Origin of the sequence: Kitasatospora sp. NPDC001547 (genome assembly GCF_042894165.1) — a bacterium.
Classification (GTDB): domain Bacteria; phylum Actinomycetota; class Actinomycetes; order Streptomycetales; family Streptomycetaceae; genus Kitasatospora.
Genome location: NZ_JBIAVL010000008.1, coordinates 157,557 through 173,211, shown reverse-complemented (window position 1 = coordinate 173,211; position 15,655 = coordinate 157,557). Strand labels below are relative to the sequence as shown.

The window sequence follows — 15,655 nt, the reverse complement described above, 5'->3', positions numbered from 1 at the left end:
AGGGCTCCAGCCGTGTTGACGCTCGCGATCCTCGGCTTCCTGTACGACCAGCCGCTGCACGGCTACGAGCTCAAGTCCCGGATCACCGGGCTGACCGGCCACGTCCGGCCGGTGAGCGACGGCGCGCTCTACCCCGCCATCGCCCGGCTGGAGAAGGCCGGACTGCTGCACCGCCGCACCGAACCGGGCAGCGGCGCGGCGCCGCGGCAGACGCTGGAGCTGACGGCGCAGGGACGGGCCGAGCTGCTGCGCCGGCTGGCCGATCCGGAGCAGGCCGAGATCACCGACCAGATCCGCTTCTTCACCGTCACCACCTTCCTGCACCACCTCGCCGATCCGCTCGGGCAGGCCGCCGTCCTCCGCCGCCGACTGGACTTCCTGGACGCGCCGAGCAGCTTCTTCTACGACGGAGCGGGGCAACCGGTGACCGCCGAGCGCGAGCCGAACCCCTTCCGGCGCGGGATGCTGCTGGTCGCCCGGGCCTCCACGGCGGCCGAGCGGGCCTGGCTGACCGACACCGTCGCGGAGCTCGAACGACCGTCGGGGTGAACCGCCCGGAGACCCTCCACGCGCCGACGGTTTCCCAGCCCTCGGAACGCTAGGCCGACCAGGCGAATCGAGAGCGGAAACGAAGGTCCGCGCCCCTGCCGAACAGCAGGGCGAAGAATCGGATCCGGGCCGCCGCACACCTGGTTCCCTCCGGCCCCGGCGTCGCTATGATGATCCGCCTCACGTCCTCGGCTTCCCCCTCCGCGACGTGACCCGCCACCGCGCCCCGCCGTCCCCCTGGAGGCCGCCGTGCCCGTTCCCGAGACCGCGGCCGAGGCCGCGACCCCCTCCGCGCCGCTGAAGCGGGACGACATCCCCGGCTGGTTCTTCAGCCTCGACCGGGCCGCCTTCAGCCACCTGCTGGCCGCCCAGAGCGCGGCCGGCGTCACCGGCGACATCCTGGAGCTCGGCAGCTACCTGGGCCGCAGCGCGGTCCTGCTCGGCGACCACCTGCGGCCGGGCGAGCGGCTGACGGTCTGCGACCTGTTCGACTCCGAGGCGGGCGACGCCGAGAACGCCGCCGAGATGGACATGTCCTACCGCAGGACCCTCACCCGCAGCGCCTTCGAGGCCAACTACCTCGCCTTCCACCGCGAGCTGCCCGAGATAGTGCAGGCCCCCACCTCGGTCCTGGCCGACGGCCGCATCCGGGCGGACAGCTGCCGCTTCGTCCACATCGACGCCTCCCACCTCTACGAGCACGTCGCCGGGGACATCGCCGTGGCCCGCGCCGCGCTCGCCGGGAACGGCCTGGTCGCCCTGGACGACTACCGCTCCGAGCACACCCCGGGCGTCTCCGCCGCGGTCTGGGAAGCGGTCTTCACCGGCGGGCTGCGGCCGGTCCTGCTCACCCCGATGAAGTTCTACGGCACCTGGGGCGACGCCGCGGCCCCCCAGGCGGTCCTGCGGGAGCGCGACTGGCGGGCCGAGGGGTACACCATCGACGAGGACACCATCGCCGGCTCCCGGGTGCTGCGCCTCAACTACCAGGTCAAGGCCCCGGTCCAGCGCTCCACGCCGCGCCGGATCGCCCTGGAGCTGTTGCCCCCGGTCGCGACCAAGGCCACCCGCCGGATGCTCCGGACGCTGCGCGAGCGCCGCGCCGCGCCCCCGGTACCGAGCGCCTGACCCCTCATCGGCGCCCGTCCCGCACGCGTCCCGTGCGGGACGGGCGCCGACGCCGTCCTCGCCCCGCACGCCCGGCGCACCCGCGCGCCTGCGGGTGCGCCGGGCCGCGCACCCCTGCCCGATCGCCGTTCCGCCGCCAAGGAGCCGCCGAGTCGCCTCGTGGGCCGATAACCATATTTAGGGGCTTTCTTATTGTCTCCGCCGTTTCACTCTAACGAGGGAACCTCCTTTAAAGATTTGCCCACGGAACATTAAAGGGCGCATAGTGATGACACCTCAGTTCGGTCTGATGAACACCAAGTTCAGGCAAAGTCATCCCCAGCAAGGAGAAGACCTTGTTCCACGGAAACACGGCATCGGACAGCCCCGGGCAGCGGCTGCGCGCGGAGATCGCGGGCCCGGGGACCACGCCGTTGATCGGCGTCTACGACATGTACTCGGCCTCCATCGCGGCCGAGCACTACGACGGCATGTTCGTCTCCGGCTTCGGTTTCGCGGCCTCCTACTACGGGCTGCCCGACATCGGCTTCATCGCCTGGCCCGACATGGTCGGCTTCGTCGAGCGGCTGCGCGGCGCCTTCCCCCGGCACCACCTGCTGGTCGACATCGACGACGGCTACGTCGATCCGGAGGTGGCCTGCCACGTCGTGCGCAGGCTCGAACGGATCGGCGCGTCGGGCGTGATCCTGGAGGACCAGAAGCGGCCGCGCCGCTGCGGGCACGCGGACGGCAAGATCGTGCTCCCGCTGGAGGAGTACCTGGAGAAGCTGGAGCTCGTCCTCGACAACCGGACGGACCTGGTGGTGGTCGCGCGCACCGACGCCACCGAGGAGGACGACATCCTGCGCCGGGCCCGGGCGCTCGCCGCCACCGACGCCGACGTGGTGCTGGTGGACGGCGTGCGCAGCGAGGAGTGGATCCGCCGGATCCGCCGGGTGGTCGGCGACAAGCCGCTGCTGTTCAACCAGATCGCGGGCGGCAAGTCGCCCCGGCTGTCGCTCTCGGAGCTGTCGGACCTGGGAGTGGACGTGGCCATCTACAGCACGCCGTGCCTGTTCGCCGCGCACCGGGCGATGGACGAGGCGCTGGCCGGGCTGAAGGACGCCGACGGGCGGCTGCCGGCTCCGGCCGGTGGCCGGGACCAGGTCGGGGTTCGGGAGTCCACCGAGTTGCTGGAGCGGAACATCTCGCGCTCCCGCGGGCTGATGGCGGTGACGGCGTGAGCGCCGGGCTGCGCGGGCCCGCCCCGCCCTCACCGGCCGCCGCCCTGCGGGCCACCGCCCTGGGGCTGGCCGGGGCCTGCGCGCTGCTCGCGGGCGCCGCGGCGCCCGCGGCGGCCGACGGCTCGCTGATCACGGTCGTGGACAACTCGCACGCCGACTCCTGGCTGGAGGTCGACCGCACGGCCAACCTCCAGAACGGCAGCGGTTCGGCGGGCAGCGACCACGACGGCGCCGGCTCGCTGGTGGGCGGTCTGCTCGGGCCGGATTCCTCCTCCGGGCCCACGCTCCGCCCGGCGACGGGAGGCGGCCCGTGACCGACCGCCTGGCGCGCCCGGAGCAGCCACCAGGGCTCCGGGCGCGCGGGGAGCGGGTGCCCGGGGAGCGGTCATCCGGGGGCCAGGTGTCCGGGCCCGGCGCCCGGGCGCACCGCGGTCCCGGGCCCCGCCCCCGCGGGCTGCTGCCGCGCTGGCTGGACCCGTACATGGCGGCGCTGGCCGGGACGGTCGGGCTGGCCGCGCTGTTCCCGGCCTCGGGCACCTCGGCGCGGGTCGCCGGGGTGGGCTGCGACGTCGCGGTAGCGTTGCTGTTCTTCCTCTACGGCGCCCGGCTCTCCACCCGCGAGACGCTGGCCGGGCTGCGCCACCTGCGGTTGCACGGGCTGGTACTGGCCGCCACCTTCGTCCTCTTCCCGCTGCTCGGCGTGGCGACGGCGCTGCTCACGCCCGTCCCGCTGACCGGGCAGTTGCAGACCGGGGTGCTGTTCCTCTGTCTGGTGCCCTCGACGGTGCAGTCCTCGGTGGCGCTCACCGGCGCCGCCGGGGGCAACGTCCCGGCGGCGATCTGCGCGGGCACCTACTCCAGCCTCGCCGGCCTGCTGCTGACGCCGCTGCTGGCCGCCTGGCTGCTGGGTTCGCACACCCAGCTGGCCGCCGACGGGCTGCTGCGGATCGGTCTCCAGTTGCTCGCGCCGTTCCTGCTCGGGCAGTTGCTGCGGCCGTGGCTCGGCGGTCCGCTGTCCCGGCACAAACGGGTGCTCACCCCGGTGGACCGCGGCTCGATCCTGCTGGTCGTCTACACGGCGTTCAGCGCGGCGGTGTCCCAGGGCATCTGGGGTCTGGCCACCCCCCTCGCACTGCTCGGGCTGCTCGCGGTCCTGCTCGCCCTGCTGGCCGCCGCCCTGGCGGCCACCGGGCTCGGCGCGCGGCTGCTGGGGCTCGACCGGGCGGCCGCCATCGCGGCGGTGCTGTGCGGGTCGCAGAAGAGCCTGGCCAACGGGCTGCCGATGGCCACCGTCCTGTTCGGGGCCCAAGCCGGGCTGATGGTGCTGCCGCTGATGCTCTACCACCAGCTCCAGCTGATCGTCGGCACCGTCCTGGCCGGCCGCTGGTCGCGGGCGCCCTCGGCCGATGGAGCGCCCGACCCGGCGCCGGCCGCGCCCACCGGTCCGGGCGCTCCGCCGGCGCCCGGCTGATCCTCAGGCGCAGCCCGGCCAGGGCCGCGGGTCGGCCGCCGCCCTCAGCCCCCTTCGGCAGGAGTGCTGAGGGCGGTGGCCGGGAGGATGAGCAGTGGCCCGGTGCAGGGCAGGGCGGAGCAGATCCTCCCGTGGGCGGCGTCCCGCCGCACGGCGGTGCCGCCCGGGACGAAGAACGGGGCCGTCATCGGACGTAGTAGGCCCGGTTGTGGGCGGCGACCGGCGGGGACTGGTAGGTCCAGACCCCGGCGGCCGGGGCTTCGGCAATCAGGTGGGCGAGGTCTCGAGCGGACTCCTCGGCGGGGTTGCCGAGGTCGAGCCGGACGCGCTCGGCGGTGCGGTCGTCCAGGGCGTAGTAGCGGTAGGGCTGGTAGACGTTGAGCGGTGCGGCCAGCAGCTTGCCCTCGTCGTCGGTGGCGTAGCCGGTGATCGGGGTGTTGTTGACCGGCTCGGGGGTGAGGCCGACCAGGCTGACGTCCAGGGCGAGGAGTTCCTCGTCGTGGCGGCTCAGTCCGTCCTCCCCCAGGGTGGCCCGGCGGCAGGAGACCGACCAGCGTTCGCGCGCCTCGGGCGCGTTGAGGGAGGGCAGGGCGGTCTCGAACCACCCCGGGTGCCTGGGCTCGGCGTACAGCCGGCGCCCGGCGTCGATGGCGAGCGGGTTGTCGCAGAGCACGTGCAGCCGGGCGCTGCCGAGTAACTTGGTCTGGTCCCAGCCCCGGGCGTACTGGCCGTAGTCGACCACCGGCATCCGCTCCTCGGCGAAGACCGGGTGGGCGATCAGGTTGATCTCCAGCTCCTGGGTGATGCCGCCGCCGTCCGGGTACTGGGCGAAGTACAGCCGGTAGTTGAGCGAGACGCAGGCCCCGCCGTCGAAGGCCGCGACGGTCAACCCGGGGTGGCGCTTGGCGAGCAGTCCGCGCGCCCGGCCGTGGTCGACCAGGTAGTCGACGCCGATGGTGTGCAGCGCGCCGTAGTGGAAGGGCAAGTGGTACGGCTCCGGGACGGGCGGTAGTGGCAGGCCGGTCATGAGGGCTCCATGAGGTCTTGCGTGGCCCCGGAGGGCCGGAGGTGGCTGATGTGGCTGCGCCTTCAGGGGCTCCCTCGACGTGGCCGTTCGGCTCTCCGAGCGCCCTGACCCCTGGCCCCCGACCGCTGAGTGAGATCCGCGTTCCGGCCGCTGCTCATGGAGCTGACGGCGGGGTGTTCCCCAGGCCGACGCGTGCCGGTTCGGCGTGCGTCCCGCCGGGCGTTCAGCTGCCCTCGCCGGCGGTGTCCGGTGCGGCGGCGCCGGGAGGGGCGGCGCGGAAGGTCCGCCAGACCAGTCCTTGGTCACGGGCGCGGGCGGAGGAGGGCGCCTCGCCGGGCCAGGCGCCGACGTACCAGAGGTGGACCAGGGCGTGCCCGTCGCGCACCCGGTGGGCCAGCGTGGTGCGGTGGTGCTCGTCCGCCATCCCGGTGGAGCGCAGCTCGGGCACGTCGAAGCCGGTCAGCTCGGCGCAGACGCGCAGGAACTCGTCCAGGTCGGCCAGGGCGTCGACGTACCTGTTGGCGACGGGGTCCCAGCGCTCCGCCAGGTCGTAGTCGGCCGGGCGGTCGTCGGACACGGGCACGCGGGCACCCCCATGATCGGCAACGGGCGGCCGAGGCATGACAGGCCGTTCGGCACGGTGGTCCGTACGGCGCGACAGGCCCCACAACACGGCGGGCCCGGAGCGTCGGTCTCCGCCGAACGGTCCGGCCTGCCACCGCGATCCTGCCGCCCACCACCACCCCCGGAAACGCGTTGCGCGAATCTGCCCGGACTTCGTCGGCCCCTGCCCGGCCAGCCTCCCACTGTGGTCACCCGGCGTCCGTTTCCGGTCGGCCCAGTGCCCGGACCCCAGCCAGGACGTCCAGGCCCAGTTCCGGGTCGGCGTCCTCGGGCAGGCTGACGGACAGCCGGGTGACCAGGCCCGTGTACCGGCGGTGGATCTCCCGGGCGACCTCCTCGACCGGACCGCAGACCGCGAAGGCGTCGAACACCTCGTCGTCGATCAGGGCGGCCATCTCCGCCCAGCGCCCGCGCACCGAGTGGGCGTGCAGCTCCTCCTGGAGCCCCTCCCAGCCGTGCTGCGCCAGCACCGGGCGGTAGGCCGGCGTGGAGGCGTAGAACGCCAGCCGCTCCCGGGTGGCCGCCCGGTTGGCCGCCAACTCCTCCTCGGTGCGGCCGGTGGCGGTGAGCACGTTGCCGACGATCTCGAACGGCCGCTCCGTCCACCCGGCCCCCTCCGCCTCGGCCCGGGCCCGCTCCTCGGTCAGTCCGGGCAGCACCTGCTCGGTCAGGTAGGCAGTGGAGGTGAACGGGTGACTCAGGAAGCCGTCGGCCACCGCCCCGGCGGTCCTGGTCATCAGCGGCCCGACGCCGGCCAGCAGGATGCGCGGCACCCCGGACGGGACCGGGTCCGGCGAGAACACCGGCGTCATCACCGTGTGGGTGTAGAACTCCCCCCGGAAGCGCAGCCGTTCACCGGTCTGCCAGCTGTGCCAGATCGCCCGCACCGCGTGGACGTACTCGCGCATCCGGGCGGCCGGGCGGTCCCAGGGCATCCCGAAGCGCTTCTCGATGTGCGGCTTGACCTGCGAGCCCAGTCCGATGACGGCCCGTCCGCCGGAGGCCGCGTGCAGCCCCCAGGCCTGGTAGGCGAGCGTCATCGGGGTCCGGGCGAAGGCCACCGCGATGCCGGTGGCCAGTTCGATCGACGCGGTGCGGTCGGCCGCCCGGGCGAGCTGGAGGAACGGGTCGTACGCGGTCTCGGCGACCACCAGCCGGTCCATGCCCCGGCGTTCGGCCCGCTCGGCGGCGTCCAGGATGCCCGCCGGGTGTCCTGAGGCGGTGGCGTCGAGGCGGAGGGCGGCGGGTCGGTCCATGGCGGTGCTCCTGGTCGCGGGCGGCGGTGTCACCCGGGTAGCCTGCCATGCCCCGGTACCGCGAACAGCCGGTCCAGGTGCCGGTCGACGGCGGTGAGGACGGCGGCGGGCTCGACCACGCCCAGCTCCAGCAGGGTGGTGAACCCGGTGAGCGCGAGCAGCAGGTCGGTCTCCACCACCGGGTCGCGGTCGGCCGCCAGGTACCCGTCCGCGACGGCCTGCCGGACCACCTGCTCGACCATCGCCCGCCCCTGGAGCAGGCCGCCGCGCGCCCGCGCGTGGACCTCCTCGTCGTGCAGCGCCTCCAGCACGTAGGCGGCGCTCATCCGGCTGGTCGCCCGTGCGTCGGCGTGCAGCGGCAGCAGTTCGACCAGCATCACCCGCAGCACCTCGCGCGGGTGCGGCCGTTCACCGAGCGCCGCCATCGCCCGGCCGACCCGCAGCCCGCTCTGCTCGCCGGCGAAGTCCATCGCGAAGGCGAGCATCTGCGCCCGGGAGCCGAAGTAGTGCTGGAGCTGCCCGAGCGAGATGCCGGCCTCCTGCGCGACCTCGCGCATCGTCAGGTGCGTGGCGCCGCGCCGCTCCACGACCCGCCACAGCGCGCGGGCGATCGTCTCCCGGCGTTCCCGGTGGTCGACCTGCTTCGGCATGGACGGCGGCTCCTCGGACTCGCTCCGCGCGGTGGCGGACTCTTTTCCATACGCTTGACATAATACATCTGACCTATAACGTGGGAAGCCTTCCGAGGGAGGAGCGTCCCCATGTCAGAGCAACCCGTCGTCCGCACCACCGAGGGGCTCGTCCGCGGCCGCTGGCAGCCGCGGCGCGGCCAGGACCAGCGGAGCGGCCAGGAGCAGCGGCAACCGGAACGGCAGCGGGAGCAGCGGGAGGGCCGGGACCTCGCGGTCTTCCGCGGCCTCCGCTACGCCCAGCCGCCCGTCGGGGCGCTGCGCTTCGCCGCCCCGGTCGAGCCCGAGTCCTGGGACGGCGTCCGCGAGGCGGCCGCCTTCGGGCCCGTCGTCCCGCAGTCCGGGCCGATGCCCACCGGGGCCGGCCAGGCCTCCGAGGACACCGACTGGCTGACGCTCAACGTCTGCACGCCCGATCCGGGCACGGCCGGGCTGCCGGTCCTGGTGTGGATCCACGGCGGCGGCTACATGTCCGGGGCCTCCGCCGACCCGCTGTACGACCCGACCGCCCTGGCCTCCGCCGGGCTGGTCGTGGTGACCGTCAACTACCGCGTGGGCGCCGAGGGCTTCGCGCTGCTGGAGGGTGCCCCGGCCAACCGGGCCTTCCTGGACCAGGTCGCCGCCCTGCGCTGGGTGCGGCGCAACATCGCCCGGTTCGGCGGGGACCCGGCCCTGGTGACCGTCGCCGGGCAGTCCGCGGGCGCCGGGTCGGTCGCCGCCCTGCTGGTGATGGACGCGGCCCGCGGCCTGTTCCGGCGGGCCGTGGCCCACAGCGTGCCGGGCACCCACTGCACCCCCGCGCTGGCCGCCGAGGTCACCGCCGAGCTCGCGAAGCTGGTCGGCGCGGCCCCCACCGCCGCCGCGCTGGCCGAGGTGCACCCGTGGCGCCTGGCCTCGGCGGTCACCGAGCTCGGCGCCGCGCTGCCGGAGCACCTCGCGCGCTGGGGCCGGCTGGCGCAGAGCGGCATCGCCACCGTCCCGGTGGTCGACGGGGAGGTGCTGCCCGGCTCGCCGTGGTCGGCGCTCACCGACGGCGTCGAACTGCTGGTCGGCCACACCCGGGACGAGTTCCGGCCGTTCAGCGTCCTCAGCGGCCGGCACGGCAGCTTCACCGAGGAGGAGGCCCGGCTCGCGCTGCAGCTGTCCGCCCCGCCGCCGGACGGGCCGGACGCCTACCGGGCCGCCTTCCCGGGGGCGACGCCGTCCGAACTCCTCGAGGCCGTCAACTCCGACGCCCTGTTCCGGGTGCCGTCCCTGCGCCTGGCCGAGGCCAACGCGGCGGCCGGCGGCACCTCGTACCTCTTCGAGCTCGCGCTGACCGCCCCCGCCCTCGGCGGCGTCTTCGGCGCCTGCCACGGTCTCGACGTGCCGCTGGCCTTCGGCAGTCTGGACAGTCCGATGGCGCGGCAGGTCCTCGGCGACCAGCCGCCGGAGGAGGTGGTCCGGCTCTCGGCGGAACTGCGGGAGGCCTGGGTCCGGTTCGCCACCACCGGCGACCCGGGGTGGCCCGCCTTCGATCCGGACGGGCAGCTCACCCGGGTCCTGGACGCCCGCTCGGAGACCGTCCGTTACCCGGAGCAGGCCACCCGCCGGATCTGGGCCGGGCACCCGCTCACCGCCTACGACCTGCGCTGACGGCGGTCGCGCGGCAGGGGCGCGCGCGTCGGCGGCCCTGCCGGCTCGGACGGCAATCCCTGACGGGCGGGCGACGGGACCAACCCCGCGTCGCCCGCCCGTCCGGGAGCAGCCGTCGCCCGCCCGTCGGATGGAGCCGTCGCCCGGCCGCTACGAGGCCGAGGCGTTCAGCAGCTTCAGCAGCTCGGTGGCCACCAGGGCCGAGGACGCCGGGTTCTGACCGGTCACCAGGTTGCGGTCGACGACCGAGTGCGGCGCCCAGGGCTCGCCCTCCTCGAAGTCCACGCCCAGCTCGACCAGCCGGTCCTGGAGCAGCCACGGCGCCCGGTCGGCCAGGCCGGCCTGGGTCTCCTCGGCGTTGGTGAAGCCGGTCACCCGGTACCCGGCGAAGGGCGAGCCGCCGTCCTCGGACCGCGCGGCGAGCAGCGCGGCCGGGCCGTGGCAGACCACTCCGAGCGGGCGCCCGGATGCGAGCGCCCGGTTGAGCAGCCGGCCGGAGTCGGGGTCGACCGCCAGGTCCTCCATCGGGCCGTGGCCGCCGGGGTAGAACACCACGTCGTAGTCGGCCGGGTCGACCTCGGCCAGCACCAGGGGCTGCCGGAACTCGGCGATCTTCTCCAGCTCCTCGGCCATCGCCGGGTCGGTCAGGCTGGCCCCGTCGGCGACCGGGACGACGCCGGCCGGGGTGGCGACGGTGACCCGGTGGCCGGCCTCGGTGAAGGCGCGGTACGGGACGACCGCCTCCTCCGCCCAGAAACCGGTCGGGTGCGCGGTGCCGTCGTTCAGGGTCCAGAACCTCGCGCCGGTCAGGACGAACAGGATGTCGGCCATGGGATGTGCCTCCAGGGGTGCCGCGGTCCGTGCCGCGACGGTCCGCCGCGGCGCTCACGGCGTCGACGCTAGACGCGCCCGGCCCGCGCGAACCAATGGGCCACGCGATGCGAGGCATCGGGATCCCGATACCTCACCCGGACCGTCCAGCCATCGGAATCCCGTAGGCTCGTCCGCATGAGCGATCGGCCGACCACCGGCTCCGGCCCGCTGGACCTCAACCAGCTGCGGACCTTCCTCGCCGTGCACCGGGCCGGCTCCTTCACCGCGGCCGGGCACCTGCTGGGCCTGTCGCAGTCCACGGTGACCGCGCAGATCCGGGCGCTGGAGCAGCGGCTCGGCCGGGAGCTGTTCGAACGCCGGGCGCGCGGGGTCAGCCCGCTGCCGTACGCCGACGACCTCGCCACCCGCCTCGCGGTGCCGCTGGACCAGCTCGCGGGTGTCGCCGACGGGCGCGGCGGGGGCGTGCCGGAGCCGGTCCACCTCGCCGGGCCCGCCGAGTTCCTCGGCACCGTCCTGCTGGCGGAGCTGGCCCCGCTGGTCGCGCAGGGCGTCCAGCTGCGGGTGACCGCCGGGCTGACCGACCCGCTGCTGGCGGAGCTGCGGGCCGGGCGGCACGACCTGGTGGTCGCCACCCGGCGTCCGCGCGGCCGGACGCTGCTCGCCGAACCGCTGGCCGACGAGGAGTTCGTCCTGGTCGCGGCCCCGGTCTGGGCCGAGCGGCTGGCCGGCCGCGAGCTGCCCGGCGCGCTGGCCGAGGTCCCGCTGCTCAGCTACGCCGAGGACCTGCCGATCGCCCGCCGCTACTGGCGACACGTGTTCGACCGGCGGCTGCACGCCCGGGCCGCGATCACCGTGCCGGACCTGCGGGCGGTGCTCTCGGCGGTGACCGCGGGCGCGGGCTGGAGCGTGCTGCCCGGCTACCTGTGCCGGGCCGAACTCGCCTCCGGGGCCCTGCGGCTGCTGCACGAGCCGGCCGATCCGCCGATCAACACCGCCTACCTGGTCCGCCGCCCGGCCGGCTCGGCCAACCCGCACGTGGCCCTGGTCCGCGAACGGCTGCTGGCCGCGGCCCGCGCCTGGGGCTGACCGGCCGCGCGCGGGCCCGGGCCCCGTCCTCACACCGCCAGGTCCCGCCGTTCCAGCAGCCGGAAGGCCGCCGCCAGCCCGAGCAGCCCCACCCCGAGCAGCACTCCGAAGGCCGCCCACGGCACCCCGCCGTGGCCGAGCACGTCGCCCGGCGCGTAGTAGTGGAACGGGCTGAGGTAGCGCAGCGGCCTGGCCGGGGACCAGGCCAGCGCGACGAAGTTGAGCGCGAAGCCGACCGCGCCGATGGCGACGGCCGCGCCGATCACGTGGGCCCGCCGCCGGCTGAGCGCGGAGATCGCCAGCACCGGTCCGGTCAGGCAGAACGCGAGGGCGCAGCCGAGCAGTCCGGCGGTGAACACCGCGCTCACCGGGACGGCCGCGCGCAGCCGCGCGGAGAACGCCACCCCGAGCGTGAGGGTCAGGGTGGCGGCGGCGTTGAGCAGCACGGTGGCGGCGACCAGGGCGCCGGTCCGCTCGGCGAGCAGCCGGCGGCGGGAGACCGGGCGGGTCATCAGCAGCTCGATGGTGCCGGACTCGACGTCGGCGGCGACGGCGGCGGCGCCCAGCGAGCCGATCACGGTGAGCTGGAGGGCGATCCAGAACGGGTGGGTGAGCCCGGCGCCGAGCAGGCCGGGGTAGCTGGCGATGGAGACGTCGCCGTTGGAGCCGCTGAAGGCCCTGAACGCGCCGGGCGGGTTGCGGCGGGCGCCGAACAGCTCGCCGGACGGGACGGTCCCGGCGATCACCACGATGAGGGTCTCGAAGACGACCATGCCGAAGAGCAGCGAGAGCAGCATCCGGCGGCGCCGGTGCAGGGCGAGCCAGACCAGCGGGAGGCGGGGTTTGACGGTGCCCGGGTTCACGGCCGCCCCTCCGGTTCCGGCCGGCGGCCGCCGCCGGGCGCATCTCCGGCGTCGGCGGGGTCCTCGGTGCCGGGCGGCTCTCCGGCCCCGCCGGGGTCCTCGGCGCCGACGGACCGGTAGAGGTCGAGGAAGGCCTCGTCCAGGCCGGCCTCCTCCACCGTCAGGTCGGCCACCGGTTGGTCGGCGAGCAGGGTGCGCACCGCCGCGACCACCTCGTCCGGTGGCACCATCAGCTCGACCCGTGGGCCGTCCCAGCGCGGGGACCAACGCTCGGCGGGGCCCAGCGGCCTGGCGCCCCGTCCGTCGTCGAGGAGCAGCCGGACCCGGCGGGCCCGGGCCTGGCGCAGTTCGGCGACCGAGCGGACGGTGACCAGTCGGCCGTGGCGGACGATGGCGACCCGGCCGCAGGTGCGCTGCACCTCGGGCAGCACGTGGCTGGAGAGCAGGACGGTCCGCCCGGCCGCGGTCTCCTCGGCGAGCAGTTCGTAGAAGGTCTCCTGGACCAGCGGGTCCAGCCCCTCGCTCGGTTCGTCCAGCACCACCACCGGCGGCCGGTGCTGGAGCGACTGGACGAGTCCGAGCTTCTGCTTCATGCCGCGCGAGTACTCCCCCACCGGCCGGGCCAGGTCGGCCCGGGACAGCTTCAGCCGCTCGCACAGTTCGCGCCGGCGCGGCACCGGGGCGCCCTGGAGGGCGGCGAGCAGGCCGAGGGTCTGCTGCCCGGTGAGTTCGGGGTAGAGCCGCAGTTCGCCGGGCAGGTAGCCGATCGAGGGCGCCAGCCGGCGGTGGTCGGCCACCGGGTCCAGGCCGAGCACCCGCACCTGCCCGTCGGTCGGGCCGAGCAGTCCGACCAGGCAGCGCAGCGTGGTGGTCTTGCCGGCGCCGTTGGGGCCGAGCAGGCCGAACACCTCGCCGGCCTCGACCGAGACGTCCAGCCCTTCGATGCCGACGGTGTCGCCGTAGCGCTTGGTGAGCGAGCGCAGTTCGATCACCGGGCCGGCCGCGGTGCCCCGGCGGTCCACGGTTCCGTCCGGGTTGCCCGGCATGACGACCTCCTGTGGCGGGTGCGCTTCGGCGACGGCTGCGCTCCGGCGGTGGACCGGTCCGCTGACGGACGCCGGCCCGGTGACGGTTCCGGTCCACTGACGGACGCGGGCCGGTCAACGGTTGCGGTCCCCCGACGGACGCCGTCCGGTGTCGGACGGCGTCCGACATCCAAGCGCGCCCGGCCGGGCGAGTCGAGGGACGCGCCCGGACCGGTGCGGCGAACTCACCCCTTGCACACGCCCAGCGGCACCAGCCGGGCGACCTGCCGGGCGAGGCCGGCGGCCTCGGTGACGGCGGCCACCGCGTCGACGTCCTTGTACGCCTCCGGCGTCTCCTCGGCCAGGGCCCGCCAGGAGGCCGGCCGCACCGCGACCCCCCGCGCCTCCAGCTCGCTCTTCAGCCGCTCGCCGCGCACGGTGCGCAGCGCCTGGTGGCGGCTCAGCACCCGCCCGGCGCCGTGGCAGGCGGAGCGGAAGGCCTCGTTGCCGGGCAGGCCGACCATGACGTACGAGGCGGTGCCCATGGTGCCCGGGACCAGCACCGGCTGCCCGGCCTGCGCCAGGTCGTCGGGCAGGTCGGGGTCGCCGGGCGGCAGCGCCCGGGTGGCGCCCTTGCGGTGCACGCACAGCGTCCGGGGCTCGCCGTCCACCTCGTGGGTCTCCAGCTTGGCGAGGTTGTGCGAGACGTCGTAGACCAGCTCCAGTCCGACGCCGAGCGCGGTGGCGAAGGCCCGGCGGGCCGCTTCGGAGAGCAGCTGCCGGTTGGCCCGGCCGTAGTTGGCGGCGGCGGTCATGGCGCCCAGGTAGGCGCGGCCGCGCGGGGAGTCGACCGGGGTGCAGGCGAGCTGGCGGTCCGGGAGTTCGATGTGGTGGCGGTGCAGCTCGCGGTCCATGGCGCGGACGTGGTCGGTGCAGATCTGGTGGCCGAGGCCGCGCGAGCCGCAGTGGATCATGACGCAGACCTGGCCGGGCCGCAGTCCGAAGGCGGCGGCGGTCGGCGCGTCGTGCACCCGGTCCACGGCCTGCACCTCCAGGAAGTGGTTGGCCGAGCCGAGGCTGCCGACCTGCTGCAGCCCGCGCTCGACGGCCCGGGTGCTCACCTCGCCGGGGGCCGCCCCGGCCAGCACGCCGCGGTCCTCGCAGCGTTCCAGGTCGCGCGGCACGCCGTGGCCGTGCTCCACGGCGTAGCGGGCGCCGCCGAGCAGCAGGTCGTCCAGTTCCTCCGGTCCGGACAGCTGCCACAGGCCGCCGCGGCCCAGGCCGCGCGGGACGGTGCGGTCCAGCAGGTCCATCAGCCGGCCGATCCGTTCCGGGTCGAGCTCGTCCCGGCTGATTCCGGCCGCCAGCAGCCGGACCCCGCAGGAGATGTCGAAGCCGACCCCGCCGGGCGAGACCACCCCGCCCCGCTCGACGTCGGTGGCGGCGACCCCGCCGATCGGGAAGCCGTAGCCCCAGTGGACGTCGGGCATCGCGTAGGAGGCGCGGACGATCCCGGGCAGCGTGGCCACGTTCGCCACCTGCTCCAGCGCCTTGTCCCCGGCGGCCTGCGGCAGCAGCGCACCGTTCGCGAACACCACGCCGGGCACCCGCATCGGCGGGCGCTGCTCGATCCGCCAGCGGTGCCGGCCCGCCTCGACCAGTGCGATTTCCACCTTCGCTCACCCCGTTCCCGCGGCTCCGGTCCGCTGCGCTCGGGCCGGGCTCAGACGTCCACGGTGACCCGGCAGATCCAGCCGTCCGGCCCGGCGCCGAGGTGCAGGTCGTGCAGGGAGACGGCCTTCGGCACCGCGCCGACCAGTTCGGCCGTGGCGGCGTCGGCCATCCGGAAGCGGACCGTCACCCGGCGGGCGCCGTCCCGGCCCTCGATCGGGCCGACGGCGACCTCCACCGGCAGTTCGCCGTCGGCGTCCATCCGGTAGACGACCTCCTCCAGGACACCCGCGAGCAGGTCCGGGTGGCTCGCCGCGAGGACGGTGCAGTCGCGCTCGCCGACGGGCCGCGCCTCGGCGAGGTCGGCGAAGCTGCCGACGACGGCCTGCACCAGCTCGCCGATGCAGCCCTCGGCCGTCGGCGCCCAGGCCTCGACCCGCAGGTCGGCCGTGTGCGGCACGCTCCGGTGGCCGCCGGCGGACCGGCCCGCGGGCTGCTGTCCGTCCACGACCGACGCCTCCCGCACCCGTTGCCGTCCCTCCCCTCCAGCGTCGTCCCGCGGACCGCCCGGGGG

The 15,655-nt window shown here is 75.2% G+C and carries 17 protein-coding genes; 7 read left to right on the top strand and 10 right to left on the bottom strand.

Annotated elements, in window-relative coordinates:
• The first annotated feature begins 12 nt into the window (after positions 1-12).
• The 5 genes from ACFY0X_RS17535 (at position 13) to ACFY0X_RS17515 (ending at position 4,371) form a co-directional block, all read left to right on the top strand.
• Positions 13-549, top strand: a complete 537-nt coding sequence (locus tag ACFY0X_RS17535) for a PadR family transcriptional regulator (protein ID WP_387755318.1) — start codon at positions 13-15, stop codon at positions 547-549.
• Positions 550-798: 249 nt separating this feature from the next.
• The gene (locus ACFY0X_RS17530) at positions 799-1,677 is read left to right on the top strand and encodes a class I SAM-dependent methyltransferase (protein WP_387755315.1); all 879 of its coding nucleotides are present in this window, start codon (positions 799-801) and stop codon (positions 1,675-1,677) included.
• 335 nt (positions 1,678-2,012) lie between these two features.
• Positions 2,013-2,900 carry an oxaloacetate decarboxylase gene (locus ACFY0X_RS17525; RefSeq protein WP_387755312.1) on the top strand — a complete coding sequence of 296 codons (888 nt, stop codon included), beginning with the start codon at positions 2,013-2,015 and terminating at the stop codon, positions 2,898-2,900.
• Positions 2,897-3,214: a hypothetical protein gene (locus tag ACFY0X_RS17520; RefSeq protein ID WP_387755309.1), complete on the top strand. Its 318-nt coding sequence runs from the start codon at positions 2,897-2,899 to the stop codon at positions 3,212-3,214. The genes ACFY0X_RS17525 and ACFY0X_RS17520 overlap by 4 nt, the downstream gene beginning before the upstream one ends.
• Before the next feature lie 167 nt (positions 3,215-3,381).
• Positions 3,382-4,371, top strand: coding sequence for a bile acid:sodium symporter family protein (locus ACFY0X_RS17515; RefSeq protein WP_387755725.1), 990 nt, complete (start codon positions 3,382-3,384; stop codon positions 4,369-4,371).
• A 44-nt stretch (positions 4,372-4,415) separates the two neighbouring features.
• On the opposite strand, the gene ACFY0X_RS17510 is transcribed toward ACFY0X_RS17515, so the two are convergent.
• The 5 genes from ACFY0X_RS17510 to ACFY0X_RS17490 all read right to left on the bottom strand — a co-directional run bounded on the left by ACFY0X_RS17510 (position 4,416) and on the right by ACFY0X_RS17490 (position 7,928).
• Positions 4,416-4,559 carry a hypothetical protein gene (locus ACFY0X_RS17510; RefSeq protein ID WP_387755306.1) on the bottom strand — a complete coding sequence of 48 codons (144 nt, stop codon included), beginning with the start codon at positions 4,557-4,559 and terminating at the stop codon, positions 4,416-4,418.
• Positions 4,556-5,398, bottom strand: a complete 843-nt coding sequence (locus tag ACFY0X_RS17505) for a hypothetical protein (protein WP_387755303.1) — start codon at positions 5,396-5,398, stop codon at positions 4,556-4,558. The genes ACFY0X_RS17510 and ACFY0X_RS17505 overlap by 4 nt, the downstream gene beginning before the upstream one ends.
• A gap of 223 nt (positions 5,399-5,621) precedes the next feature.
• Entirely contained in the window at positions 5,622-5,981 is a 360-nt protein-coding gene (locus ACFY0X_RS17500; protein WP_387755300.1) for a hypothetical protein, read from the bottom strand.
• Between the two features lie 229 nt (positions 5,982-6,210).
• The gene (locus tag ACFY0X_RS17495; RefSeq protein WP_387755298.1) at positions 6,211-7,278 is read right to left on the bottom strand and encodes a TIGR03617 family F420-dependent LLM class oxidoreductase; all 1,068 of its coding nucleotides are present in this window, start codon (positions 7,276-7,278) and stop codon (positions 6,211-6,213) included.
• A gap of 29 nt (positions 7,279-7,307) precedes the next feature.
• Positions 7,308-7,928, bottom strand: a complete 621-nt coding sequence (locus tag ACFY0X_RS17490; RefSeq protein WP_387755296.1) for a TetR/AcrR family transcriptional regulator — start codon at positions 7,926-7,928, stop codon at positions 7,308-7,310.
• A gap of 111 nt (positions 7,929-8,039) precedes the next feature.
• Between ACFY0X_RS17490 and ACFY0X_RS17485 the strand changes: the two genes are divergently transcribed.
• Positions 8,040-9,602: a carboxylesterase/lipase family protein gene (locus tag ACFY0X_RS17485; protein ID WP_387755293.1), complete on the top strand. Its 1,563-nt coding sequence runs from the start codon at positions 8,040-8,042 to the stop codon at positions 9,600-9,602.
• A 150-nt stretch (positions 9,603-9,752) separates the two neighbouring features.
• Here ACFY0X_RS17485 and ACFY0X_RS17480 read toward each other — a convergent pair whose 3' ends face one another.
• Entirely contained in the window at positions 9,753-10,433 is a 681-nt protein-coding gene (locus ACFY0X_RS17480; protein ID WP_387755290.1) for a type 1 glutamine amidotransferase domain-containing protein, read from the bottom strand.
• Positions 10,434-10,610: 177 nt separating this feature from the next.
• On the opposite strand from ACFY0X_RS17480, the gene ACFY0X_RS17475 reads away from it, so the two are divergent.
• The gene (locus ACFY0X_RS17475) at positions 10,611-11,522 is read left to right on the top strand and encodes a LysR family transcriptional regulator (RefSeq protein ID WP_387755288.1); all 912 of its coding nucleotides are present in this window, start codon (positions 10,611-10,613) and stop codon (positions 11,520-11,522) included.
• A gap of 29 nt (positions 11,523-11,551) precedes the next feature.
• Here ACFY0X_RS17475 and ACFY0X_RS17470 read toward each other — a convergent pair whose 3' ends face one another.
• The 4 genes from ACFY0X_RS17470 to ACFY0X_RS17455 form a co-directional block, all read right to left on the bottom strand.
• The gene (locus tag ACFY0X_RS17470) at positions 11,552-12,385 is read right to left on the bottom strand and encodes an ABC transporter permease subunit (RefSeq protein WP_387755285.1); all 834 of its coding nucleotides are present in this window, start codon (positions 12,383-12,385) and stop codon (positions 11,552-11,554) included.
• Entirely contained in the window at positions 12,382-13,431 is a 1,050-nt protein-coding gene (locus ACFY0X_RS17465) for an ABC transporter ATP-binding protein (RefSeq protein ID WP_387755283.1), read from the bottom strand. The genes ACFY0X_RS17470 and ACFY0X_RS17465 overlap by 4 nt, the downstream gene beginning before the upstream one ends.
• Before the next feature lie 224 nt (positions 13,432-13,655).
• Positions 13,656-15,083 (bottom strand): RtcB family protein, encoded by a 1,428-nt coding sequence (locus tag ACFY0X_RS17460; protein WP_387755280.1) that lies wholly within the window; start codon positions 15,081-15,083, stop codon positions 13,656-13,658.
• Between the two features lie 50 nt (positions 15,084-15,133).
• Positions 15,134-15,589 carry an archease gene (locus ACFY0X_RS17455; protein WP_387755278.1) on the bottom strand — a complete coding sequence of 152 codons (456 nt, stop codon included), beginning with the start codon at positions 15,587-15,589 and terminating at the stop codon, positions 15,134-15,136.
• Positions 15,590-15,655: the final 66 nt, after the last annotated feature.